Annotated in this window: 15 protein-coding genes and 5 pseudogenes; 18 read left to right on the forward strand and 2 right to left on the reverse strand. The window is 33.8% G+C overall.

Annotated features, from left to right (window positions below; translation table 11 throughout):
• Positions 1-622: 622 nt before the first annotated feature.
• The 6 genes and pseudogenes from EKQ63_RS01325 to EKQ63_RS01350 all read left to right on the forward strand — a co-directional run.
• On the forward strand, positions 623-4,660 hold the full coding sequence (locus EKQ63_RS01325) for a SpaA isopeptide-forming pilin-related protein (protein WP_143880629.1): 4,038 nt from the start codon (positions 623-625) through the stop codon (positions 4,658-4,660).
• A gap of 201 nt (positions 4,661-4,861) precedes the next feature.
• Positions 4,862-6,523, forward strand: coding sequence for an LPXTG cell wall anchor domain-containing protein (locus EKQ63_RS01330; RefSeq protein WP_143880630.1), 1,662 nt, complete (start codon positions 4,862-4,864; stop codon positions 6,521-6,523).
• 99 nt (positions 6,524-6,622) lie between these two features.
• Positions 6,623-7,441, forward strand: coding sequence for a class C sortase (locus EKQ63_RS01335; RefSeq protein WP_143880631.1), 819 nt, complete (start codon positions 6,623-6,625; stop codon positions 7,439-7,441).
• A 107-nt stretch (positions 7,442-7,548) separates the two neighbouring features.
• Complete coding sequence (locus tag EKQ63_RS01340; RefSeq protein ID WP_143880632.1) at positions 7,549-8,745, forward strand: DUF4046 domain-containing protein; 1,197 nt, start codon at positions 7,549-7,551, stop codon at positions 8,743-8,745.
• 4 nt (positions 8,746-8,749) lie between these two features.
• Positions 8,750-9,583, forward strand: a complete 834-nt coding sequence (locus EKQ63_RS01345; RefSeq protein ID WP_143880633.1) for a class C sortase — start codon at positions 8,750-8,752, stop codon at positions 9,581-9,583.
• A 91-nt stretch (positions 9,584-9,674) separates the two neighbouring features.
• A pseudogene (locus EKQ63_RS01350) lies at positions 9,675-10,037 on the forward strand (DDE-type integrase/transposase/recombinase); the annotation flags it as partial.
• A 449-nt stretch (positions 10,038-10,486) separates the two neighbouring features.
• Here EKQ63_RS01350 and EKQ63_RS01360 read toward each other — a convergent pair.
• Positions 10,487-11,173 (reverse strand): annotated as a pseudogene (locus EKQ63_RS01360) (IS6 family transposase).
• A 712-nt stretch (positions 11,174-11,885) separates the two neighbouring features.
• On the opposite strand from EKQ63_RS01360, the gene EKQ63_RS01365 reads away from it, so the two are divergent.
• From EKQ63_RS01365 to EKQ63_RS01385, 5 genes are all read left to right on the forward strand, one after another.
• The gene (locus EKQ63_RS01365) at positions 11,886-13,289 is read left to right on the forward strand and encodes a sensor histidine kinase (RefSeq protein ID WP_143880634.1); all 1,404 of its coding nucleotides are present in this window, start codon (positions 11,886-11,888) and stop codon (positions 13,287-13,289) included.
• Positions 13,290-13,467: 178 nt separating this feature from the next.
• Complete coding sequence (locus EKQ63_RS01370; RefSeq protein WP_143880635.1) at positions 13,468-14,532, forward strand: ABC transporter permease; 1,065 nt, start codon at positions 13,468-13,470, stop codon at positions 14,530-14,532.
• On the forward strand, positions 14,532-15,245 hold the full coding sequence (locus EKQ63_RS01375) for an ABC transporter ATP-binding protein (RefSeq protein ID WP_143880636.1): 714 nt from the start codon (positions 14,532-14,534) through the stop codon (positions 15,243-15,245). The genes EKQ63_RS01370 and EKQ63_RS01375 overlap by 1 nt, the downstream gene beginning before the upstream one ends.
• A 181-nt stretch (positions 15,246-15,426) precedes the next feature.
• The gene (locus EKQ63_RS01380; protein WP_143880637.1) at positions 15,427-15,801 is read left to right on the forward strand and encodes an HsmA family protein; all 375 of its coding nucleotides are present in this window, start codon (positions 15,427-15,429) and stop codon (positions 15,799-15,801) included.
• Between the two features lie 57 nt (positions 15,802-15,858).
• Positions 15,859-16,278 carry a DUF2871 domain-containing protein gene (locus EKQ63_RS01385; RefSeq protein WP_143880638.1) on the forward strand — a complete coding sequence of 140 codons (420 nt, stop codon included), beginning with the start codon at positions 15,859-15,861 and terminating at the stop codon, positions 16,276-16,278.
• A gap of 930 nt (positions 16,279-17,208) precedes the next feature.
• Here the strand turns inward: EKQ63_RS01385 and EKQ63_RS01390 are convergent.
• Positions 17,209-17,397, reverse strand: a pseudogene (locus EKQ63_RS01390) (IS4 family transposase); the annotation flags it as partial.
• Positions 17,398-17,448: 51 nt separating this feature from the next.
• Here EKQ63_RS01390 and EKQ63_RS01395 point away from each other — a divergent pair.
• The 7 genes and pseudogenes from EKQ63_RS01395 to EKQ63_RS01430 form a co-directional block, all read left to right on the forward strand.
• A pseudogene (locus EKQ63_RS01395) lies at positions 17,449-17,753 on the forward strand (transposase); the annotation flags it as partial.
• Between the two features lie 196 nt (positions 17,754-17,949).
• Positions 17,950-18,936, forward strand: a complete 987-nt coding sequence (locus EKQ63_RS01400) for a LacI family DNA-binding transcriptional regulator (RefSeq protein ID WP_143880639.1) — start codon at positions 17,950-17,952, stop codon at positions 18,934-18,936.
• Positions 18,937-19,072: 136 nt separating this feature from the next.
• Positions 19,073-20,449, forward strand: a complete 1,377-nt coding sequence (locus tag EKQ63_RS01405) for a sucrose-specific PTS transporter subunit IIBC (protein ID WP_143880640.1) — start codon at positions 19,073-19,075, stop codon at positions 20,447-20,449.
• Positions 20,450-20,466: 17 nt separating this feature from the next.
• A complete protein-coding gene (locus EKQ63_RS01410) occupies positions 20,467-21,942 on the forward strand; it encodes a glycoside hydrolase family 32 protein (RefSeq protein WP_143880641.1) in 1,476 nt (491 codons plus the stop codon).
• Positions 21,939-22,880: a carbohydrate kinase family protein gene (locus EKQ63_RS01415; protein WP_143880642.1), complete on the forward strand. Its 942-nt coding sequence runs from the start codon at positions 21,939-21,941 to the stop codon at positions 22,878-22,880. The genes EKQ63_RS01410 and EKQ63_RS01415 overlap by 4 nt, the downstream gene beginning before the upstream one ends.
• Before the next feature lie 117 nt (positions 22,881-22,997).
• Positions 22,998-23,702 (forward strand): annotated as a pseudogene (locus EKQ63_RS30105) (discoidin domain-containing protein); the annotation flags it as partial.
• Between the two features lie 433 nt (positions 23,703-24,135).
• Positions 24,136-26,625 (forward strand): M60 family metallopeptidase, encoded by a 2,490-nt coding sequence (locus EKQ63_RS01430; RefSeq protein WP_143880644.1) that lies wholly within the window; start codon positions 24,136-24,138, stop codon positions 26,623-26,625.

Genomic DNA, 26,625 nt, shown 5'->3' on the forward strand with positions numbered 1-26,625 from the left:
TGTTTATTATTTATTTTTATAGTTAAACCTAGTTCGCGGGGACATCAGATTAATTTAAATAGAATATATGAAAGGGCAAAAAAATAGAATTAAGACCATTTATAGTATTGCAAACTTGAAAGCAGAAGAGACAGGTAACCAGAAGGTTAAAATTGTGAAGTCAACTTAAAGAAACAATATTTACTTTGACACAGGAAATATTTATGACTGATAAAAGTACCACATACTGGTAAAATCCTTTGGAGAAAGTCATTGAAAATCCATATAAGTGGATTTTCAATGACCTTGATGATGGATGCATGTGTCAGATGAAACTTATTGGCGATGACGCTGTGCTTCAGCCACTTCTATAATCATTCAATCGGATTCAAGTTCGGTAAAAATGATGGAAGGTAAATCAACATGAGACGATACCTGTGTTTTCTAACAGGAACAGTTTTCAAATGGAAAATTCGTTACATTCTAGAAGAGAATCATGTGAGATCAGGCAGGAAACACAATCAAAAACATAGCTCAAGTGACAGGCAACAATGTACCATCACAAAAGTTAAATAAAGGGAGGGGAAAAGGTGTAAACCGTTAAAAGAATCTTGAAATTCTCTGAAAAGGAGGAATTTTTACAGTGAAAAAGTATGTTGGTAAAGCGCTAATTCTGATGATGTCGGTGCTATTGTTTTTTCAGCAATTTGCTATATCTGCAGTAGCTGCCACGTCAGAAGTACCAAATTTGGAACTGAATTTTAAAGCGCTACAACAAGAAGTACTTTCTGGAAAAACAGCTGATTTTGAGTTAGATGTAAAAGTGACGGGATCACAAACAACACTAACGAACGGCAAAATCGTTGTGAACTTACCGAAACATGCTGAAGTTCCAGTGGTCTATCCACAGATTCAAAATGGTGTTCCTGATAAAACTTTAACAATTGCAGGGGTTAGTCCAATTTATGATGCTAAGAAAGGTACATTAACTTATACCCTTCCAGAACTAAAATCTGGGCAAATCTATAAGACTACTATTCAGGCAGTTCCTGAATTAGGAAAAACACCTGTCAATGATAAAGATAAAAACATCAGAGAACTAGAATCAGATGTAAGTATGACGGTAGATCAATATGCAGATGTGTTGAATTCAGGAAAGAAAACAACAAAGGTAATTTCAAATGAGGCTGTTAGTGCTTCTGGAGCTAAAGCTAAACCAGAAACAGCAGCTGAAGAGTCAAAAGCTAAACCAGAAACAGCAGCTGAAGAGTCAAAAGCTAAACCAGAAACAGCAGCTGAAGAGTCAAAAGCTAAACCAGAAACAGCAACTGAAGAGTCAAAAGCTAAACCAGAAACAGCAACTCAAGAGTCTACTATACAAGAAACAGCAGCTCAGAGGTTTACAGCTACACCAGGAACAGCAAATCAGAGGTCTGCAGCTACACCAGGAACAGCAAATCTAGAGTTGTATTTAAACCCACTACAACAAGAAGTACTTTCTGGAAAAACAGCTAATTTTGAGCTGGATGTCAAAGTGACGGGGTCACAAACAACACTAACAAACGGCAAAATCGTTGTGAACTTACCGAAACATCCTGAAGTGCCAGTGATTTATCCGCAGATTCAAAATAGTGTTCCAGATGAAACGTTAACAATTGCAGGGGTTAGTCCAATTTATGATGCGCAGAATAGCACATTAACGTATAACTTTCCGGAACTAAAATCTGGACAAGTCTATAAGACGATTATTCAAGCAGTTCCAGAGCTAGGGAAAACACCTGTCAGCGATAAAGGTAATAATATAAGGAATCTCGAAGCGGATGCGATGATTAAAGTAGATGAGTATACGGCAGCGTTGAATTCCGGTAAAAAAACGACAATGGTTATTTCTAATGGAGCTGTTAGTGTCTCTAAAGCTTATACCAGTACAAAGAAATACCAAAATAGCGAATGGACTTTGAGTAATGACCCTGCAATGCAAGGAGACTTAGGTGGTTGGACGATTAAAGTTAGTATCCCAAAAACATCTGCAGGTCTTAGTTACATTCAAGAAAATAGTAAAATCCGCATTGTTGATCAATTGCCAGCAGGTCTTAATTTTGATCCGAATTTACAAGAAAAAGGGTTTTCAGGTGTATACGATGCAACAAAGCGAACTGTTACTTGGGAATTTGATGCACCAACGTTTGCTCAGCAAGATCAAGTAAGCGTAAATGGGAACTTATTTGAAAAAGAGTTGAAAATAAGTTTGTTGTTTGACTCTAATATTGCCTATAATTCAGTAATTGAAAACAAAGCTACCGCAACGTATCAACCTTATGGAAATATAGCTACTACACCAACGATTAGTATGACAGGAACAGCGAAAGTAAGGATCGTGAGTAGTGATGTTGATAAACCTGGTACACCTGGGTGGTGGATTTACGGATTTCATGCAGGAGCGCAAAATGGAACTGGCGGTTATACAAGCAATGTGAATTTGGGGTATGTACCAACTGTTACAGATGATGCTCAATTGCAGTTCGGAAATTATATAGCTATCCATCCGTATGGTTTATTATCCACAGTCAATTCTGTTCCTAACGCTAAGTATCCTGATTTGCAACAAATTGTAAATCAAGGATACGCGTACTATATGATGGAGTATACGATTGATCCAAAATTAGATTTGACACATATTCAATTAAAAGTTCCCTATTCATTTTATAATGCAGGCAATCCACCACATCCTCTTGCTAAATTACCGGATACTTTTATTCAATTAAAAGTAAATGGTAATTGGGAACAAGAATATCAAATTCAATACCCTATTGGAGTTTCTGGTACATTGACGGAGAAGTTTGAGGTATCAATATTCGGTAAAAATGTTGGTGAACATGTAGAAGCTTACCGTGTGATTTACCGAAATGCCTCGGGTCAAATGAACACCGAAGTTTACTCCTATTATGATGTGTATGCAGGTGCAACAGGGACTACTACAAATAGTGTAAAGTATGAATTTGAGCTAAATGATGGCACCAAAGTAGAACTTACACCAAATGATGATACATCCGTGCATGGTAATCGACACGTCAATATTGTTAACACTTTTGATACGGCACCAATTGTTCGATCTTCTATTCAGTTTGTAGAAGGTGGAAACAAACCGTTAGCGACAGGTTCAAACATACAACGCGGAAACAATCGTATCGAAATTCAGTTCCAAAATGATGCTGCATCAAAAGCGAATATTAGAGGACCACTGGAACTTGTTGCCCTATTACCTAAAGGGGTCAACATACTGGATCAACCCAATATGTTATACAGTACGAATTCAGATAATCCGAAATATCAAGTGATCGGTGAGGTTAACGGCCAACAACAAATCAAATTTACTTGGGACAATCGACGTGTATTACCTGGTGAAAAAATAACTGCGAGTTTTGATGTGGACGTAACTAGAAAGGCTTTATCAGATTTAAGCATGGAAGTCTATGGTTTCTCAGCAAATCAGAAACTGCAAGTACCTAGTTCTCAGGGAAATACAATTACGAAATCGGTTCTAGAAACAGATAAAAGTGATTTGAACAAAAATGGAAACATAAACGAGCCGCGTGTAAAGTCGGCAAATAAGTATTCACTTGTTAAAAACGATAACTTACAAATTGAAAAACTCGTAAAAGGTAGTTTAGACAATGAGTTTTCATTGTTTGGGCATACAAATCCAGATGGAAATGTAACGTATCGTTTCAAATTAACGAATACAACGAATGAAGTGATTGAACAGTTTATGTTTTTAGATGTATTACCTTCAGTAGGAGATTTAGGTATAACAGATAATAAGGCGAGAGATAGTAAGTTTGCAACCACATTAAAAGGACCAATTAGTTTTACCGATACAAAATGGCAGGATAAAGTTACTGTTTATTACAGCAAATCTAAAAATCCAAAGCGTGATGATTTATACACAACAGTAGATTATTCAATCGGTTCTACACCACAACCGAACCCAGCTGGTGCAGAGAATCCAAATTGGATGCCTGCGAGTATGGTTACAAACTGGAATGAGATTCATAGTTTTAAAATTGTAATGAAAGAAGGCGTTGATTGGTTAGAAGGTCAAAATGTTCAATTTGACATACAGGCAAAAGCACCATCTTTACCAGTTGATCTAGCACTTCTAGATGAAACGATTCCAGAAATTAATCGTGCCGCGTGGAATTCTTTTGCAGTGACGGCGAATGGACTGCTAGCTGTAGAACCATTACGGGTAGGGGTTGCAATGAAAGCATTACCTGGATCAATTGAAATTACAAAAGTAGACGATCAAACTGGTAAAGTTCTCCCAGGTGCAACGTTTGAACTTCGGAAATATGAATCAGGTAGTTCAACGAATTATTCAATAATAGCTAGTGGTACGACGGATAATTTAGGGAAACTGATACTTAAGGATCTCCCATTAGGTTCATATAAGCTTGTTGAAACGAAAGCACCAAATGATTATATGCTTTTAAAAGATCCAATCGATGTTAATATTACAACATCCGGAGACGTGGTAAAACTAACAGTGAAAAACACGAAGACAGGATGGGTAATACCAAAAACAGGCGGAAGCGGAACCATTTTGTTCTATGGAATGGGTGTATTACTTATGATAATTCCGCTTACTTTATGGCTTCGTAAAAAGAAAGCAAACAATTGATTTCATGGTCTGATGACCAGACGAAAAATGACTGAAGAAAATACAAAAATTAAATGGGATATCCTAGACGCTGGTGGTATGGGGATAACGACTTTCTACTTAATATAGGTGCTGTAGTGATAGTGTGTTATTTCTATATCTTTATAAGAAAAAAAGTAATAAATAGATTATAAAATTTATAGAAAGAGTGAGGAGAAGAACATGAAGAAATTATTTAGTATGTTATTAATTTGTGTATTAACGTTATCGATGTTGCCAAGTATGTTTGCAAATGCGGCAGCTCCAGAGAAAGGGTCTTTAACAATCCATAAGTATGAACAAGAAAAAAATGGAACAGCAGGTGCAGAAGGTGATGGTTCTGCAAATCAAACCATTCCTACAGATGCTAAGGCATTACCAGGCGTAACGTTTGAGATTAAACAAATTATGTCATTCAATAAGATTTCAAATGATGGGAAAATTGTTGAAGAATCTGTAAAGCAAGTCACAAATGCAACTCCAATTACAGTAACAACAGGTGCAAACGGTCAAGCTATATTTAAAGATTTACCATTAGGTCGTTATGAAGTAAAAGAAGTTTCTGGTCCACCACATGTTAATTTAAACCCAAATACGTATACAGTTGACGTTCCAATGACAAGCAAAGATGGTGTTGCGTTAAACTATGACGTGCACATGTATCCAAAGAACGAAACGAAACGCGGTGCAGTAGAATTAACAAAAAAAGGTGCAGAAAATAAAGATCTAGCAGGTGCAGAATTCTCTATCTTTAAAGCAGATGGCACAGCAGTAAAAACTGGTTTAACAACAGGTACTGACGGAAAAATTCGTGCAGAAGGTCTAGAGTACGGTGATTATTATTTCCAAGAAACAAAAGCGCCAACAGGATATGTTTTAGATTCAACAAAATATCCGTTTTCAATTAAAGAATCAGGTACAATTAATGCAGACGGTACGATTAAATCTGGTGTTGTTGTGTCAGTAGAAATTACAAACTATCTAGAACCAACAATTGATAAAAAGATTAATAACGATTTAGAGTTTTTACCAATTAATCCGTTAACAGATTACAATTATGACATTAAAACATTAATTCCAGAAGATATTAAAGACTACAAAAATTATGTTGTAACAGATAATGTAGATGATCGTTTAAACATTATTGGTACACCAGTTGTGAAAATCGATGGTGTAGTAGTAGATTCTAGCGTAGTAGAAGTAGTTGTAAATGGGCAACAAGTAACAGCTACTGTAAAAGATTTTTCAAAGTTAGATGGTAAAAAAGAACTTCATTTGCAAATCAAGTCGCAAATTAAAGAAGGTACAGCGGCAGGAACAGAAATTCCAAATACAGCAACAATTGATTTTACAAACAAAAACGATGTAAAGGGTGAAAAAGGAACAAAACCAGTAATTGTTGTTCCAACAAGTGGTAGCATTGCATTAACAAAAGTTGATGGCGACAATAACAAAACGTTACAAGGTGCAGAATTTGAATTACGTGATAAAAAAGGTAATGTGGTAAAAGTAGATGGTAAAGAAGTAAAAGGTGTATCAGACGAAAATGGTTTAATTAAATGGAATAACATTCCTTACGGAGAATACCAAATTATTGAGACAAAAGCACCAACTTATAAAAAAGAAGATGGAACAACAGGTTCTTATCAATTATTAAGAGATCCAATTGATGTAACAATTAATGCAGAACATCAAAAAATTGAATTGAATGTGGAGAATAATAAGAACGGTTGGTACCTTCCTTCAACAGGTGGTATGGGAACAATCATATTCTCTGTAGTAGGTATTGCATTAATGGCTGCAGCAGCATTTGTTTTCTTTAGAAGAAAAACAGTAAATAACTAATTATTTAAACGTCTATACTTATAATATTTACATGTGAAAAGAGGAGGGGCCATTCGCTTCTCCTCTTTTCCATATTCCAATACATGTAAAGGGGTCGCTATGAAACGTAATATTATTTTTGGATGTATTTTTTTATTAGGACTGGGTATCTTCTTATATCCAACCGTAAGCAATTGGTTAGCGACTAGAGCACATTACTCTCAGGTGAGTTCCTATGATGAAAAGGTAAAGTCACTTCAAAAGAAAGAACTGGAACGCCGAGAAAAAGAAGCGAATGAATATAATAAACAAATTCAACATTCGAATAAATCGTTTTTAGATCCATTCGCAGACAAAGAAAAAAATGAGAGGAAATCGTATGCCGATGCCCTTAACATAGGGGATGTTATGGGGTATGTGGAAATCCCAAAAATTCATGTGAAACTACCCATTTATCCAGGAACTTCCGAGGAAGTTTTGAGCCGTGGGGTTGGTCATTTAGACAAGTCTTCATTGCCAGTAGGAGGAGAAGGGACTCACACCGTTTTGACAGGACATCGCGGTTTGCCTTCGGCATTATTGTTTACTGATTTAGATAAAATGAAAGAATCTGATGTTTTCTATATTCATTCCTTAGATAAAATTCTAGCCTATCAAGTTGATCAGATTAAAGTTGTATTACCAAGTGAAACAGAGGATTTATTAATTGTAAATGATCAAGAGTATGCCACTTTACTTACCTGTACTCCTTATGGAGTTAATACTCATAGGTTGTTAGTGAGGGGGCATAAAATTCCTTATGAACCAAAAGAAAAAGAGAAATCGATAAATTCTGAGCCATCTATGTTAGAAGATTGGAGAGTTATTGCCTCAATATTTGCTATTTTAGTAGCGGTTGTACTCCTAATCCTCATAAAAAGAAAAAAGAAAAAATTATAGTTAAAGAGTCTTGCTATGTCATTCATTGAAAGATTACTTGGAAATGATTAATAAATAGGATATTTCAGTAATAATAAGGGGAATTTTAGAAAGAGAGTGGACTATTCTTGGCAATAAAAATAGAGGGGATATATCGAGAAATATTAGATGGAAAAAGAAAAAGTTTTCCTCCTGGTACATGGAGCGAAGATGTGAACGGGGAATCAAAAAGGAGGGTAACGCGATATTTAATTGAGGATGTTTTAAAATGGAGCGATGAGGATATTAAAGAAAAATGGAACCAGAGTCTCATCATAAAATTCAAATTAACTAGTGTGATGCAGGTTTATCGAAGTAGTCCATATGAGATGTTAAACGCAGCATATCCCAATCGATTTGAACCATGGGAGTTAAAGTATACTCCTAGGTGTTTTTGGACATACGAAAAAGGATTGGAAATATTAAGGAGAATAATTGAAGGAAAAGAAAGATTAACAGAGTATCAATTACTAAATAAGTATGATTTGAAGTGGTTAATAGAAAATAAACTGGGTGAGGTATGTTCGAGCCATTTTAATGGTAGCCCCTATCAAATGTTGAATGCAGCATATCCCAATCGATTTAAAGAGTGGGAATTGAAATGTGTCCCTAAGAATTTTTGGACTAAGGAACAAGGGTTGTTGGCCTTACGCTGGTGGATTGAGGAAAAAGAAAAATTAACAAAAGAGGAGGTACTTGATGTGTATAGTGGGGAGTGGTTAAGAGAAAAAAACTTAGGTACACCACTCTTGAAGTATTGGAATAACAACGCTTATCAGATGTTAAATGCAGCATATCCCAAACAATATAGAGAATGGGAATTAAAAAGAGTTTCTAATAAATTTTGGAACGATAAAGAAAAGAGTTTAAAGATTTTTAAGCAGATTATCAAAGAAAAAGGCATGTCTCAGGACGATATAAAGAAACATTACAGTTTGAAGTGGATTGTAAATAACGGGTTGAGGACACCGCTTATTAGATTTTGGTCGGATAGCCCCTACAAGATGTTAAATGAGGCCTACCCAAATCAATTTAAAGAATGGGAATTAAAAGTAGTACCTAATAGGTTTTGGGAAAAAGAGAAAGCGAAAAAAATAATTAAGGATGAGATAGATAAAGCAGGGATATCTGTTTCACAGTTATTAAAAATAGGAGGAAGAAAATGGATGGTGAAAAACAAATTAAGTACACCTTTTAATAAATATTGGGGGGGGAGTACCTCTACGATGTTAAAAGAAATATATCCAAAAGAATTTGAAGTGGAAAATAGTAAGCGGGTGTACTAAATGTATGAAAAGATTGTTATTCAGTGCCATATTATTTATTATTGGGTTCGGAGTATTTTTATATCCAACTGTTTCAAATTATATCAATCATCGTGTGTATGAAACAGAAATAACAAATTATGAAAACAAGGTGAGAAACTCAAAGGAAGAAGACATAAGTAAGAAATCTAAAACAATGGAAGCTTATAATGAGTCATTAAAGGGATTAAGCTTCCCTACGGAAGATCCTTTTAGCAATAGCGACAAGAAAAATACAACGCTTGTCAATATGATAAAAGAAGATGATGTACTAGGCACTGTTAGTATTCCAAAAATCAATGAAGAATTTCCCATCTACTTAGGTGCAACCGAGAAGCATTTAAGTATGGGTGTTGGTCAAATTGGTGGAACTTCCTTTCCTATCGGTGGACCTGATACGCATACAGTATTAGCTGGACATCGTGGTTATCATGGTGCTAAAATGTTCCGACATCTTGATCAACTCGAAAATGGCGACAAATTCTATATCCGTATTTTAGGAAAAGAATTAACGTATGAAGTAACGGGACGCGAAGTTATTTATCCCAGCCAAGTGGAAAAGATCGCGATTGTGAAGGGAAAGGATAAGGTTACATTACTTACATGTGAACCGTACACTTCAAGTAAATACCGCTTGCTCGTTTATGGTGAGAGGATAAAAGAAGAAATACCTCAGAATAATACAAAAGCTCGAACAGAGAGTATTATGAGACTTAAACAATCTCAAGCACATGACTTTGTCCAAAAAATCAGTTTTATGATAATGGGACTGTTGGTTATTTTTATTGGATTGTTGGGGTTTCTAAGGAAGAAAAAATAAGGTTCTGGTGCAAAAAATAAAGATGCTGGCAAGTAATCTCTAAACCTTGAACATACTGATATTATTACTCTATAAAGGGTGTGTGATCAGTGTGGAAAAAGAAAAGATATTCAAGTGGAAACATTATCAGCCAGATATCATTCTTTTAATTGTACGTTGATACTTGCGGTACAACCTCAGATCTCGCGATTGGGTGGAAATGATGGAAGAAAGAGGGCTATCCTTAGCCCATACAACTAGTATGCGTTTGGTTCATCAATATGGGTCTGAATTGGATATAGGTATTCCAATCAGGCAAATAAAATATCTAAATATTATCGTGGAGCAAGACCACTGTTTCATTAAAAGACGCATACGATCTATGCTAGGATTTAAATCTTTTCGTACAGCTACATCTATTCTTGCAGGAGTAGAAGCCATGCATATGATAAAAAAGAACAGATTGATTTACAGGATTAGTCTGTTCAAAAGCAAAAACATAGCGCTACGTTGTCACTTTATCCAAAAGAATTGTGTTATAATATTTACAGAACATATGAATAGGATAACAACTACCTGCTTTTGGCAAGTAGCAATTTATCTAATAAAAAGATCACCTGTTTCCAAGACAAGTGATCTTTTTATATACATTTTCTATACTATTTTTGAGCTCCATTAGATATTTTAATCCCCTTATGACTCTGACTTACTACACAGGGTTTTAGGCTATTATTTTTCAAGTAATTGACAACTTCATCAACATCTTTCCCTGTTAAATCTTCACTATATTCATCAAATTCATTTAATCTATTTTTTATTACTAAAAAATCAAAAGCGATTGAAATTACTATAGCTGCAATACCTATAATGGTTCCGTTACAAAGTTTCTTAACACATAAAAGGTGAAGGAATTGTTGTTGAATTTTACGAATCCGTTAATAATTTTTGTAATTCGTTATACGTCGAAAAGACGAAGTCTGATTGGAGACTTCGTCTTTGTTTATATAGGGCATGAACCGTTTTGATTCCTTTTATTGTACGTGAAGCATGGCGAAGTGTTTGAAATCCTGAGGATTTAGCAAACCAGCGTTTCACATGGCGATGATCTTATTCTATGTAATTATTGAAATGTTTGATTGTAGAATGAGTAGTATTTTTATAAAAGCCTTTCATCTTTAATTTTTTGAATGCACAAAGTAAAGAAGGGGCCTTATCTGTTGTCAGAACCGTTGGTTCTCCAAAAGTTTGAACGAGTCGTTTCATAAAAGCATACGCAGCTTGTGTATCCCGTTTCTTACGAAGTTGAATATCCAGTGTTTGTCCCTCTTTATCAATTGCTCGATATAAATAGCACCATTTCCCTTTGACTTTTATATAGGTTTCATCCATTTTCCAAGATAGTTGTGCTCTTTTGTTTTTCTTCTTCCAAATTTGATAGATAAGATTTCTATATTCATGAACCTAGCGCATAATGGTTGTTGGATGAAACGAGATGCCACGTTCTTTCAGAATTTCAGATACATCACGATAACTTAAAGAAAAACGACAATAGTAGGCGACGGCTACCAATATAATATCTTTCTCGAATTGTTTTCCTTTAAAGTATCTCATCTGTTATGCTCCTCGTTTGCTTTTTTCAGAGTTTATCCTAGTTTAGAGAACTTTGCAACACAACCAATAAAGTTCTTCTTTTATTTGTAATTAAATCCTAGAGTGGCCCCTCATACCCAGAATCGTTTCCGTACCCCAATAAGTTTGAAATTTATCCCCTTTTTTAACCATAATAAAATCCCCTCCAAGTAAAAGTGTAACATCTATGTTTATTCATGGTCCTTTTACACTGTCTGTCTACCTTAAGGGGATAATATCAGTCTGCTATTCCACCATTTTGTTCTGTTAACGTCTAACTTACTTTCTAAAACTTTGCAACAGAGCTAAGAAAATCTTCATTAAATACATAAGTAAGCTGTCAATCTATATTAATAACACACTTTATAATTCGGGTGAAAGTTATTAGAAGAGATTGTAATTGTATGTTCATCTTTCGTTCATAATTATTTAGTATTTTAAAACAATACCAGGAGAGTTTGAGTGATTATACAAATATAATTTTATGTTCTATTAGATACTCCCTATAGCTAGGATCCCCTGCGATACTTTCATCATTGTCGTAGGAGAATATAATTTATTCTAATGCTAAATGAGTATGGTCATGAATTATAGTTTTTATTACTCTCAATAGGAAAATTGCTTTTCATATGTATGAAGAATAAATCAAAGTATTTACTGAATAAAAAATTCACTAAAGAGGAGTTGAAATAAAATGAGATCATTGTATGGGAGATTTGTCATTATATCAGCTGTTATTATGGTAATTAGTAGCATAGTGGCATTTCTACTTACAAATATATATTACCATGTGTATTTAAAACCATATAACAGTGAAAAAATTCTAAATTATGCTCTATATATAGAACATTTATATGAGGAAGACAGTGAACTAAATAAAGAGACATATCTACAATCTATTTCCAATCTTGGTTTTGCAATCTATATGGTAGATGAAAAGAAACAAGGAAAACGATATGGAGAGGGCTTTAAAAAAATTAATATTAGTGATGAGGCCATTGATAGTGTACTAAATGGTAATGTATATAACGGGATTGAGAACTATCCTAATCGATTGTTTTCCACTGGCTTTTTTGATAATACAGTAGCAAATAGTATTGGAATCCCTATTCATACTAATGGACAACACTTTGCCCTTTTCATTCGTCCGGATATTCAACAGCAGTTTGGAGAGTTACGAATTTTTTACGCAGTATTGTTAGGATTAATTATATTAATTAGCTTAATCTGTATTGCGATAGCTACTCGTTTTATTGTTCGTCCGATTCAAAAATTTACACAAGCGACACAAGAAATCGCGAGTGGTAAATATGATTTAGTATTACCAGAGTACCGAAAAGATGAAATTGGAGTGCTTGCAAAGAACTTTCGTAAGATGGCAAAAAGGTTGCAAAACTCAGAACAAATGCGCCAAGAATTCGTTTCGAATGTTTCACATGAATTTCAATCACCATTGTCATCTATTCAAGGATTTTCTAAAACAGTAAAAACAGAGAATTTAACTGAGTTAGAAAAATGTCGTTACTTGAGTATTATTGAATCAGAAAGTCAACGTATGTCTAATATGTGTAAACAATTATTAACACTTGCATCACTTGATCAGGAAGAACTTACTTTACGTAAAGAATTTTTCAATCTAGGAAAACAAATAAGAAGTATTATATTTATGTCTGAATGGGAATGGCAAGAAAAAGATCTTGCAATTGAAATAGTTATTCCTGATATAAATATTTATGGATATAATAATCTACTTCATCAAGTATGGACGAATTTATTTACTAACAGTATAAAATTTACAGAAAGCGGGAAAAGTATTTTGTTTGAAGCTGAAGAAAATGAATTAGAGTGGCGTATTGCTATTACTGATAGGGGATGTGGCATTCCGAAGGAAGAGATAAAAAGAATTTTTGATCGATTTTATAAAGTCGATTCAGCTAGAAATAGAAACATTAAGGGTAGTGGGTTAGGATTGTCTATTGTAAAAGAAATCATTGAACTTCATGAGGGTGCAATAACAGTGGAAAGCGAGGTAGGGAGTGGTACCACCTTTACTATTTATCTTCCCCAAAATAAAGAAGGAATGGATTTAGATGATTAATAACTAAAAGATTTCTTTAGAACGAGTCTCTTTTCGTATATATAATGAAAGCTTTGTACTTATAAGAGGTGAGGTTTCATTTTAAAATTGTCTTTTGTAATGTTCCATTCATAATCTGTTCATATTCCTTATTTATGATAAGTGCATAGGCAAAGCACAAAATAAGGAGGAAAAAGGAATGTTTTTAGCTCTTAAAGAATTAAAACAGTCAAAATTAAGGTACGGATTAATTGGTACGATTATGATTTTATTATCATTTCTTGTACTTATCATATCAGGGTTAGCGAATGGATTATCCAATGCAAATGCCTCTTCCATTCTTGAAATGAAAGCAGAAAAATTTGTAGTATCAGAAGATGCTGAAGGAAAATTACTACGATCTCAAATCAAGAAAGAAGATGTAGATAATGTATTAGCACAAGTTAGTGAAAAAGAAGCGGTTCCAATGCATATTACAATGTCTACATTTGAGAAAGAGGGAAGTTCGAAGAAGGTTGACATTGCCATCTTTGCAAATAAACAAGATTCATTTATTACTCCAAAGGTTATTGAAGGAAAAGCGATTGATTTAGAAGATAATGAAATTATTATTGATGAATCAGCGAAAAATAAAGGGATAGCATTAAATGATAAAATTGTAGATCCTATATCCAAAAAGGCATTTAAAGTAGTTGGATTTACAGAAAATGAAATGTTTAGTCATGCACCAGTTGCCTATATGAATGAGAAAGTATGGGAAAGCATTGCACTTCCGCATCAAAAGGAGTACAACGTTATAGCTCTAAATACTGATAAAGAAATTAATAATGCAAATGTGGTTGAGAAAAAAGAAGTACTACAAAGTATTCCTGGGTATAAAGAAGAGCAAGGAACTTTAACAATGATTATTGCATTTTTACTTGTGATTACAGCGTTATTAATTGGTGTGTTCTTCTATGTTATTACTTTACAAAAAACGCAACAATTAGGTGTATTAAAAGCAATTGGGACGAAAAACTCTTATTTAGCTAATAGTTTAGTAGTACAAGCTGTATTCTTAACTGTTGTTGCATTAATAGTAGGTATTGGTTTAACACTCGCGGTACAAACTGTGTTCCCTGAAAGTATGCCGTTCTTGCTAACAACGACAATGATGGTGCAGTATTCTATTATCTTTATCGTAATTAGCGTGTTAGGGACATTGATTTCTCTATATCAAGTGTTGAAAGTAGATGCATTAGAAGCTATCGGAGGTGGGATGTAATGGTGACAGATTTAAAGTGGGAGACACCAGCATCATTATTAAAACTAGATAAAGTCAGTAAAGTGTATGGGGAAGGCGATACGGAAGTGACAGCTTTACATCCCATCACACTAGATGTAAAGGAAGGGGAATTCATTGGTATTGTTGGGCCATCTGGATCAGGTAAAAGTACATTACTTTCCATTGCGGGAGCACTTTTATCTCCTTCTAAAGGTAATATTTATGTATCTGGTCAAGATATAACTAGTTTATCGGAAAAAGAAATGACGGATGTTCGTTTGAAACGAATCGGATTTATATTTCAGTTTGCAAACCTTGTGCCATTCTTAACAGTTAAAGAACAGCTTCTATATATCGCAAAATTAAAAGGCGAAAATAAAGCTGAAGCCGACACATTTGCCAATGAATTACTAGAGACATTTGGCTTAACACATCGAATTAACCATTATCCTAGACAACTTTCTGGTGGTGAAAAACAACGTGTAGCCATTGCTCGTGCTTTTATGAATGATCCAGATTTAATTTTAGCCGATGAGCCTACTGCTAGTTTAGACTCAAAACGTGCTAGAGAAGTTGTTGAAATGATGAAGCATGAAGTAAAGAAAAATAAAAAAGCAGCAATTATGATTACGCACGATGAAAAAATGCTTGATGTATGTGATCGTATATTGACGCTTAGAGATGGAAAATTACTACGGAAAAATGAAATTTGAAAATAGGTAAAGATAAAAAGGCTCTTATAGAATTAGATATAAGAGCCTTTTTATCAATGTTAATTATAATATACAGAAGTTAAATGGTGTAATGTAATATTCCATTCATACCCTGTTCATAATCCTTAGATAAAATAAATCTCGTAAAAGGAAGAGAGAGTTTAGAAAAGGGGGGATTGATGTGTTAGCATCAGCTATTACATTTATTACGGCAGCACTTATTTTTTATTCAATTGGGGTCTGGAGTGAAAAAATTCAAAAAACATTAAAACCTTGGCATGTGATTATATTTTGGGTTGGATTAGCATGCGATACGATTGGTACTACATTAATGGAGAAAATGGCTTCAGAAGGTTCTCTATTCAGCTTTCATGGGATAACGGGTTTATCGGCAATTTTACTTATGCTATTTCATGCTGTTTGGGCCACTTTAGTTTTAAAGAAGAAGGATATAAAAATGATTGCAAAGTTTCACACATTAAGTGTAATTGTGTGGTTCATTTGGTTAATTCCATATATTTCAGGGCTTGTATATGGAATTACAAATAACTCATAAAATAGATTTAAATTTTCTAAACAAAAATAATGTAGTTCATACATTTGGAGGTAAATAATGAAGAAATTATTTAATGCAGCGTTCTTTTACTTAGTAATAGGATTATTGTCTGGTATATTTGCAAGGGAGTTTTCAAGCGCAAAAGACATTGAAGGTTCTACAATGCTGAATGTTATACATACTCATGTACTGGTACTTGGTTTTGTATTCTTTTTAATTGCATTAGCATTATCAAAAGTATTTACAATTCATGAAGCAAAAAGTTTTAATAAATGGTTTATTGTTTATAATTTAGGACTAATTTTAACGGTTGTAGCAATGCTAGTTCGCGGGCTTCTTCAAGTGAATGGTACTGATTTTAAAGGATTAAGTCATATGGCTGGACTGTCTCATGTAATTATTAGTGTTGGTTTGGTTTGGTTTATGATGTTACTTAAGAAATCTTATAGGGGGCACCATACATCGCCATCAAGCTAAAAAAGTGTATCCATAAAACGAAATAATGCTATTCTTTTTGTAGAAATATACAGAAAGGATGGCGTTTTTGTATGAATCTATCGATTCAAGATGAATTTCATTTATTCGCTGAAGAGGGATCACCATATATGCCCATCAACTTAACATTTTGAAGTATCCCCCAAATGAAAAAATTGCACTGTTAAAGGTAGATATAGAATTAGAATATGGGTATCTTTGCCCATCCTCCGAAAAAGGGGAATAAGCTTAATTCATACGAAATTTAAATATAATGTCAAAAAGTGTACCTTTCGGTGTACTTTTTAAGTGGTGAGAAGATTAACTTGTTGCTATTATTTATCTAATTATTTTGAAAGAAAAAATGAATATTTTGTTACTTTTGAATTTGTAATATTTGAAAAAGAGGGGGGGATTTAAGATGATTAAATATTTTGGCGTGAAGAATAAAATATAAATAAATCAAAAACTAAATAAAGGATAATTGTCATCTTTTGATATAAAAGAACCCTTTGAGGCAAAGGGTTCTCATTTACATCCCTTAGCATACCTTACAGAAAGAAATATATTTATATTCAGGATTAATTAACTATAAGAAAATGAATTTCATATTATCGATACATATAATTCGTAAACATATTGAAAGTGCTATGATTCTTCATAAAAAGCACGTCACCCTTTCTCATTAACATAAGAAAATAGTAACGTGCTTTTAAATTCAAAAATAGTCTAAATCCTTAAGTTGATGGATGTGGGGTATAGACACATCGCTATCAAGATAAGGGTATCAAGAGAGTATATTTGAATGTGTTTTTGAAATTTCTACGACTACATTAAAGATGTGCATACCAATTAAACCTTGATAAGGTGTATTTATAAAGATTATGCAGTTTTCTGCTTGAGATTGGATATAGTACACTGATAAACGACACCCTAAATATCAAAGACTGTCTTTTTCTCATATCGATGGGATTTTCGTCCATTTTTCTGTAATAGGTCAAACAGACGAAGGAAAATTTTTGATACTTCTTGGGTGTCTTTTTGTATAGATCCATATACTAAGTATATATAATCTTGAATCATATAAATTGCTTTATATTTACATAATTCTTTTTGTTTTTCTTATGAGAAAAAAGGATAGATAAAGCCTGAAAACGCTGGAAGAAAGGGGATATCCCTATTCTTTACTCAGACCAAGGTTGGCACTATCAAATGGATAAATACCACCATATCTTAAAAGAATACAATATAACTCAAAGTATGTCCCGTTAGGAAATTTACTTAGATAATGCAGTCATTGAAAATTTCTTTGGCGTATTAAAGTCTGAATTACTTTATCTTAAAGAATTTGAAAGTATGGAACACTTTAAGAGTGAATTAGAAAATTATATTCATTATTACAGCCACAAAAGAATCAAAAAAAATTAAAAGAATTTCACCCTGTGAAATACAGAGTACAATCCTTATTAGTTGCTTAAATATATGTCCAATTTTTGGGTTCAGTACATATCAGTATGTCCAAAGTTCAGAGATTCCTTGCAAGCATCTTCAGTTTTTTGCACCAGAACCCAGCAAAATGAAATAGACTTTTTAATTTCTTTGTCTTGTTTACGTAACCTTCAATTCTTCATATAATAAAATTAACATTTTTTTAAAATACAAAGGTGGAATACTATGGCTAAGACAATTGCAGATATCGCTAAATTAGCAGGTGTTGCAAAAAGTACTGTATCCCGTTACTTAAATGGTGGATATGTAAGTGATAAAACAAAACAAAAAATTGAAAGTATTATTGAAATGACTAATTTCTCTCCCAATACATTTGCACAAAGTTTAAAAGCAAAAACAACAAATTTAATTGGTGTCATTATCCCCCGATTAGATTCCTTCGCCACAACAAAAACACTTATCGGGATTGATAATACTTTGCGAGAAAATAACTATCAAATGCTAGTTGCAAATGCGAATCAAAAAATCGAGACAGAAATTCAAGCAATGGAAAACTTTATAAAACAAAAAGTAGCTGGCATAATTTTATTAACAAAAACTTTAACAAAAGAGCATAAACAAATCATCGCTAATTCTACTACCCCTATTTTATTTGTTGGTCAACAGTATGAGGATCAATATTGCCTCATTCACGATGATTTTGACGCTGCTTATGAGCTAGGCGCATACGTATTATCACAAGGCCACCGTCATATCGCCTATTTAGGAGTAGAAAAAGATGATATTTCAGTTGGTGTAAATCGAAAAAATGGTTTTCAAAAAGCAATTAGAAATTTAGATCCTACTTGCATTGTTTCTTATTACGAAACAACTTTCCGAATAGAAGATGCGATGAAACAAGTACAGCATATTTTAGATCACAACCGTCCTACTATTATCGTATGTGCTACAGATAATATCGCTCTTGGAGCAATGAAAGTAATTCATTCCAATCATCTTTATATACCAAACCATATTTCTGTAACAGGATTCGGTGGATATGATATTTCTGAAATGGTACACCCTAGCTTAACGACAATCGCATTTGATTATGAGTATGCTGGTAAGCTTGCTGCTACTTCCCTTTCGCAGCTTGTTGAAAATAAAATAATTCCTAAATTATTACACTCTCGCTATACATTAAAAATCCAAGAAAGCGTTGACAAAATTTAAAGGCGCTCTATAATAAAATTAAAACCGGTTCCATATTTTAAAAACAGGATTTTCGCATCACGTCCCTGTTTTTTATTTTAACTAAAAACGGAACCGGTTCCATAAATAAAAGGTGTATTAGTAAGGGGGAATTTTTATGAATATGAAACAAATCGCAACGCAAGTTTTACAGAACATCGGCGGAAAGGAAAACATTATTCGCGCTACACATTGCGCTACTCGCCTTCGTCTTGTACTAAAAGATGAAACAAAGATAAACGCAGTAGAAATCGAAAACATCGATGGGGTTAAAGGTGCTTTTGCAACGTCTGAGCAATATCAAATTATTTTTGGAACTGGTGTAGTAAACAAAGTATATGATGAATTTTCAAAACTAATTGGAATGGCCGAACTTGATTCTCCAGTATCAAACGATATTCCTAAGAAAAAAATGAATCCGTTTGCTCGACTTGCAAAGACATTATCCAATATTTTCGTTCCAATTATTCCAGCTATTGTCGCAAGCGGTTTACTTATGGGTCTACTCGGAATGTTGAAAGCGTTTAAATTAGTTCCTGGCGATCACTCACTTATCCAATTGCTTGATATGTTCTCCAGTGCAGCCTTCATTATTTTACCTATTTTAATCGGGGTTAGTGCTGCTAAAGAATTTGGCGGAAATATTTTCTTAGGTGCAGTTGTTGGTGGCATATTAACTCACCCGAGCTTAACGAATCCTTGGACGCTTTCAAATGCAAAACCAAATGTTTTACATTTCCTTGGTATGGATATTGATATGGTTGGCTATCAAGGTACTGTTTTACCTATTTTATTATGCGTATATGTTATGAGCACAATTGAAAAAGAACTCCGAAAACGCGTTCCGAACTCTTTAGATTTATTAGTTACACCGTTCTTAACAATTATTATAACTGGCTTTTTATCACTTATTATTATCGGACCAATTGGATATAAAATCGGTGACGGTATTACGTACCTTTTAAATACAATTTATCAATTTGCAGGACCAGTAGCTGGCCTTATATTTGGTGGTCTATATTCAACAATCGTTCTTACTGGCTTACACCATAGCTTCCACGCTATTGAAGCGGGCTTACTCGCAAATAAGGATATCGGGGTCAATTTCTTACTCCCTATTTGGTCAATGGCGAACGTTGCTCAAGGTGGTGCTACTTTAGCAGTTTATTTCAAAACAAAAAACAAAAAAACGAAAGAAATTGCAATTCCAGCAGCAGCTTCAGCATTTTTAGGAATTACAGAACCAGCTATTTTTGGTGTCAATTTAAAACTTGGTAAACCATTTATTGCAGCAGCTATTGGTGGCTCAATTGGAGGTGCTTACGTTGTTTGGATGCAAGTTGCCGCGAATGCATATGGTTTAACAGGTATACCAATGCTTACAATTGTTGCACCTCTTGGCATGATGAATGTGATTCACTATGTAATCGGCTTCGCTATTGCGGTTATTACTGCTTTTGTTGCCACATTAATTTTATATAAAGAAAGTAAATAACAACGGGGTGAAAACCTATGGCGAAATATAAAACAATACTACAATCTAATAAAGAAGAATTACATTCTTTAAATGAAATTGCAAATCAAGATTCATGGAAACCCATTTATCATATCCATCCACCATATGGATTAATGAATGACCCTAACGGTGTATCATACTACAATGATGAGTATCACGTTTTTTATCAGTGGTATCCATTTGGTCCAATACACGGAATGAAACATTGGGGGCATGTAAAATCAAAAGACCTTATTAACTGGGAGCGCATGCCAGTCGCCATTATCCCGACTGAAAGCTATGAATCACATGGCGCATATTCCGGTAGTTCTATTATAAAAGATGGGCTCCTTCACTTATTGTATACAGGTAATATAAAAAAATCTGATGGTTCTCGCGATTCTAAACAATGTATGGTAACGATGGACTCTCAATATACGATGACTAAATATAGTAATAATCCTGTTATTGATATGATCCCTGATGGGTATACGAAGCATGTACGTGACCCAAAAGTATGGAAAAATAACGATGCATACTATATGTTACTCGGAGCACAACGTGAAAATAAAACGGGGACTCTATTATTATATAAATCACTAGACCTATACAGTTGGAATTTCCAAGGTGAGGTTAAAACAAATTTAAAAGAATTTGGATTTATGTGGGAATGCCCCGACTACTTCCAACTATCAGGGAGAGATGTGTTACTCTTTTCGCCACAAGGAATCGAAAGAGATAAGGAAAGTTTTCAAAATGTATATAATGTCGTATATACAATTGGAAATTTTGATATCGAAAATTTGTATTTCCATATCGATGCGTATTACGAAGTTGATAAAGGATTCGACTTTTACGCCCCTCAAACTTTAGAAGATCAATCTGGGCGCCGCCTTTTATTTGCTTGGGCGGGCTCAAGCGAAATAACATATCCTTCTGATGATTATATGTGGGCTCATTGTTTAACACTTCCACGAGAACTAGCATTAGAAAATAATATATTAAAACAAAAACCAGTTTCAGAACTAACCAAGCTAAGAACAACCAAGAAAGAGATTTCAGGTGACATATCAACGGGGCTAAACGTATTAACCACTCTGGGCCATGAATACTCATATGAATTAATTGCCACTCTTAAAACAGATGATGCGTACAAATTCGGCCTTTCCCTCTTCCATAATGAAGAGGAATCTTTCCCGATTACATTTAACCGTGAAAAAGGAACTGTTTTCGTAGACCGAAGCAATTTCCATCACCAATTCGGTGGAGATTATGGGTATGAACGTTGTAAAAAAATTGATATTCGCGATACGATAGAATTACGAATATTTGTAGATAATAGCATCGTAGAAATTTTCTTATATGATGGTTCCACTGTCTTTACGTCTAGAGTATTTCCGCGAAAAGGAATGAAACATCATATCGCAATCTTTTCAGATGCACAATTACATTTTACAATTACACAATATAAACTTAAAAGAGGGATCGTATGAGAAATGTTTTTTGTATAGGTGAATTATTAATTGATTTCGTTTGTCGAAATTCCAATATGTCTTTAGTTGATGGTGCAGATTTCGAGAAAAAAGCTGGTGGGGCTCCAGCTAACGTTGCCGCCGCTATTACAAAATTAGGTGGACACGCTACATTTATGGGACAAGTAGGAAATGATCCATTCGGTGAGTTTCTAGAGCAAACTTTACAGCGTGCACATGTTGATACTTCAATGCTCATAAAAGATAAACAAACCACGCTTGCTTTCGTATCCATCGATAAAGATGGCGAACGAGATTTTATTTTTATGCGCGGAGCTGATGGTGAATACACTTTTAATAAAATTGATTTATCGAAAATAAAACGTAATGATCTAATACATTTCGGTTCAGCAACTGCCTTATTATCAAGTCCATTAAAAGAAACATACTTTCAACTATTACAATTTGCGAAAGACAATAATCATTTTATTTCTTTTGATCCAAATTATCGAGATGCACTGATTACAGATATAGAGCAATTTTCTCAAGATTGCCTATCCATTATAAAACACGCACATTTTGTAAAGGTAAGCCAAGAAGAAGCCACAATGCTTTCTAAAGAAACTGATTTACAACAATCAGCCCTGAAATTACTACATTACGGGGCTAAAGTTGTAGCTATTACACTCGGAAAAGACGGCACCCTTCTTGCAACACAGGACTCTCAAATCATTGTACCTTCTGTTTCCATTAAACAAGTAGATGCAACTGGTGCTGGTGATGCTTTCGTCGGAGCGATGCTATACCAAATTGCAAAAAGTGAACAAACTCTTATTCATAACTTCAAAGATTTAAAAGAGTTTATCTCATTTGCAAATAAAGTAGGTGCTGTAACATGTACAAATTACGGAGCAATTGCTTCCCTTCCATCATTAACAGATGTAAAAGCATACGATTAATCAAGCACTCTGTAATGTATGAATACTGAAATTCGTACAAGATAGTAAGAAATGATAGAAGTACAAAGAATAGTCCTTCACCTTATCCTTTTTGGCCAGGTGAAGGGCTACTTTTTCATGTTTTGGCAATTAGCTTTAGCATTCGGAGACGAATTCTATCCTAAATTACAACAATTATACTGTGCAATACCGTACGAAGAGTTACCTAAAACGGATGATGAGAAAATACAAGGTTTCATTTATAATGCATCTAAAGTAGCAAAATAGAATTTACTTCCATGCTTTGATAAATGGGGATTAAAAGCATCGGAAGAAACTAGACAAAAAATAGAAGCGTTGAATTTACCAACATTAACTGCTCCTATTTAGGACGCAACTGATTTTAAACGTGTTCCATTAAACACATTACCTAAAGAAAATATAAAAGTAGTTGCAAGCAGTAAAGAATTAGAGCAAGAACCTGCAACGAATGCAATTGACGGAAACCCATATACAATATGGCATAGTAAATGGAGTGAACCAAATCAATATCCATACAATTTAACAGTTGATCTTGGCAAAACTTGTACAATTACACAGTTGTCATATCTCCCAAGACAAGACCAAGATTGGTCGGAAAATGGTCGTATTTTAAGCTACAATATTTACACAAGTACAGATGGCACGAACTATCAAAAGGTAACTTCTGGAACATGGGAAAATAGTAAGAAACAACAATTTGCAACATTTAATCCTGTAACTGCTAAATATGTAAAATTAGAGGTACTAAACAGAGTAAATGGATATGCTTCGGCAGGAGAAATAGATATCTTAGGACATTAATTTCTTTTGTAATTATTTATTAGATAATGAGCTTTAGAATTGATTTTTCTATAATATTTGAGAAAAAGTGCATAAAGAAAAAGTAGAGGGTTCTGTTGCGAAATCTCAAAATATATACACCAAGTCTAGTAAACTTGGACATACTGATATTATAACTCTTTAAAAGAGACGTAATCAGTATGGAAAATGAAAATATATTTAAGTGGCAACGTTATTTCTTCTAAACAATAGTCTTGTTTAGGAGAATAACGTTTTTTGCACTTGGGGGGAGTGAATATTCTTAAGTTGAGGGGCATATTCTTCTATCCCTAAAGGTTTTATCGCAATAAAAAAACTAAAACTTATATTTGATATGCATTTTATTAGAGTTATAATTATTGATATTCTTAGTATTAATCTTTGCTAAGATAATAAAAAATGAAAGGGGTACAGCATGAATCAACAAGGAAGTAAGACTAAAAGTTACAAACTAAGCCATGATAAATTTTCTAAATTATTACGCATTTTATTCGCATTCATGGTAATTTTGTTGCCACAGCAATTTTATCCAAAAATATCTTATGCGGAGCATGAGGGGAAGCCAACTGAAAATCAATTACAGGCAACAGATCGGAGTGAAAAATTTGTTTTAAAACCAAGAGGAAATGCAAATAACAGAAGATCTTTAGAAAATCGCACAATGTATCACACTGATTTAGAACCAACAGGAATTTTTGTTAAAAAAGGAGAACATATTAAAATTCAAGTTCACAATGCTGATAATGCAGCAAAACTGTATGCTACTATCGGCAGAATTGGGACATATGAATATCTAAATGACAATAAAGACATTGGCTATACTAATTTTGAATTAAAAAGTGGAGATAATGACATTGTTTTTGATAAAGGAGATGGAATGTTATATCTCAAAAATACATCTGAAACAAATACGATTACAGTTTCAATATGGGGGGGAGAAGATGTACCTAAATTCATTTTAGAGGAAACCACACAGGAAGAATGGATAAATATGTTGGAAAAAATGCCAAAGGCCCCATTCGTTGAACTAGTTGGTAAACATGTATTTGGTACATTTCAATATACAATTGCTGCTGAAACGTTAAAAAATAGATCAGTAGAAGATTTATTAAAATACTGGGACAAGATATATTTAATTCAAAATGAGGTTTCAGGATTAGATTTGAACGCCAATGGTGCTGCCAAAAAATATGATAATAGAATACACATTGTGAATCCGGATAACGGTGCCGGATATGCTTATGCAACAAGTGAATATATTTCTTTCCAAAAAAATACTGGTGCAGGTAAAGATATTTTGAGTACTCCCTCAAATCAACAGCAATGGGGGGTATGGCATGAGATGGGACATACATATCAAAATCCAGATTATACATGGGGTGGTTTAGGAGAAGTAACTGTAAATATTCCAGCGTTAGTCATTCAAGAAAAACTAGGATTTCCTAATCGTCTGAAAAATTCCGAGAAAGAAATAAAAGACTTTTTAGAATCAACTGATCCTAATAAAAACTTTGATAATGCAGATGTATGGGTTAAGCTTGGAATGTTTGAGCAATTACGCCAAGCATATGGAAATAATTTTTATCCAAAACTTAATCAAGAGTATCGAGTTTTAAAAAATCATAAATTGGGTACTGATGATAGTAAAAAGCAATTATTTATTCAAATGACAAGTAAGGTTACTAACAGGAATTTATTACCTTTCTTTGAAAAATGGGGGCTATACGCAAACGACGAAACAAAGAAAATAGTAGAACAATATCCGAAAATAACACGTCCCATTTGGAAAAATATAATAGAAAAAAATAAAATAGTAGATAGAGAACTCAGTCCGTATATTATTCCAACAGCTAATATAAAAGATATTCCAACAGTATTATTAGGAGAACAAGATGCTTCTCATTTAGATGCCTCTAAATTTTTTACGGATATTCATAATTTAAACGATGATTCCAATGTTAATATTTCTGTTACCACATCTTCTATTGAAGCTTTTAAGATTGGAAAAAATGCGGGGGATTTATTAGTAAAGTTAACAAACACGTATGGAAATAGTAATCTTATAAAGATTCCGGTTAATGTGGAGTATGGAGACACACTAGAATTTTTAGGATTGGGATCATATTTAGTAGGAAACTTAACGGTACATCCTGAAACAAAAAAATTAAGCTTTTTAGGAACAGATGCTTCAGTGCATAGCTATTTTACAAATAAAGAATATATAGGTGTAGAAATATATGACAAAAACAAAAAACAAAAAGTAAATGTGAAAGTACAAGGACATGAGAGTACTAAAAATACATTGGAAAGAGCTATTAACGGTTTAACATATGAAGAGGGAGATATAATTCAAATATATCATGCAGAACCTTCGCGACTAAAATATTATTATGGAAATTCAGAAACGACTAAGGAAGGGGATAAAACTTATCTATTCAGAATAAAAAATAATCGATTAGAGCAAGTAAAAGCAGAAACAGATTCACCAAATACAGGTGAGAAACCAAATACAGGTGAGAAGCCAAGTACGGATGAGAAACCAAATACAGGTGAGAAGCCAAGTACGGATGAGAAACCAAATACAGGTGAGAAACCAAGTACAGGTGAGAAGCCAAGTACGGATGAGAAACCAAATACAGGTGAGAAGCCAAGTACGGATGAGAAACCAAATACAGGTGAGAAGCCAAGTACGGAAGAGAAACCAAGTACAGGTGAGAAGCCAAGTACGGATGAGAAACCAAATACAGGTGAGAAGCCAAATACAGGTGAGGAACTAAATACGAGAGAAGATGGAAAGATATTACCAAAAACAGGACATGGAATTTCTGTAGGGTTATATATAGGAATACTTTCTATATTAATAGGTTTAGGTTTACTTTTATTGAGCAAAAAAAGTACGCAATGA

The organism is Bacillus sp. BD59S, from assembly GCF_007363175.1.
Classification (GTDB): domain Bacteria; phylum Bacillota; class Bacilli; order Bacillales; family Bacillaceae_G; genus Bacillus_A; species Bacillus_A pacificus.

Bases quoted from the DNA above. Each gene is read 5' to 3' on its own strand.
- EKQ63_RS01330 (WP_143880630.1), top strand. From the start codon at position 4,862: ATGAAGAAATTATTTAGTATGTTATTAATTTGTGTATTAACGTTATCG.
- EKQ63_RS01335 (WP_143880631.1), top strand. From the start codon at position 6,623: ATGAAACGTAATATTATTTTTGGATGTATTTTTTTATTAGGACTGGGT.
- EKQ63_RS01345 (WP_143880633.1), top strand. From the start codon at position 8,750: ATGAAAAGATTGTTATTCAGTGCCATATTATTTATTATTGGGTTCGGA.
- EKQ63_RS01365 (WP_143880634.1), top strand. From the start codon at position 11,886: ATGAGATCATTGTATGGGAGATTTGTCATTATATCAGCTGTTATTATG.
- EKQ63_RS01370 (WP_143880635.1), top strand. From the start codon at position 13,468: ATGTTTTTAGCTCTTAAAGAATTAAAACAGTCAAAATTAAGGTACGGA.
- EKQ63_RS01375 (WP_143880636.1), top strand. From the start codon at position 14,532: ATGGTGACAGATTTAAAGTGGGAGACACCAGCATCATTATTAAAACTA.
- EKQ63_RS01385 (WP_143880638.1), top strand. From the start codon at position 15,859: ATGAAGAAATTATTTAATGCAGCGTTCTTTTACTTAGTAATAGGATTA.
- EKQ63_RS01400 (WP_143880639.1), top strand. From the start codon at position 17,950: ATGGCTAAGACAATTGCAGATATCGCTAAATTAGCAGGTGTTGCAAAA.
- EKQ63_RS01405 (WP_143880640.1), top strand. From the start codon at position 19,073: ATGAATATGAAACAAATCGCAACGCAAGTTTTACAGAACATCGGCGGA.
- EKQ63_RS01410 (WP_143880641.1), top strand. From the start codon at position 20,467: ATGGCGAAATATAAAACAATACTACAATCTAATAAAGAAGAATTACAT.
- EKQ63_RS01415 (WP_143880642.1), top strand. From the start codon at position 21,939: ATGAGAAATGTTTTTTGTATAGGTGAATTATTAATTGATTTCGTTTGT.
- EKQ63_RS01430 (WP_143880644.1), top strand. From the start codon at position 24,136: ATGAATCAACAAGGAAGTAAGACTAAAAGTTACAAACTAAGCCATGAT.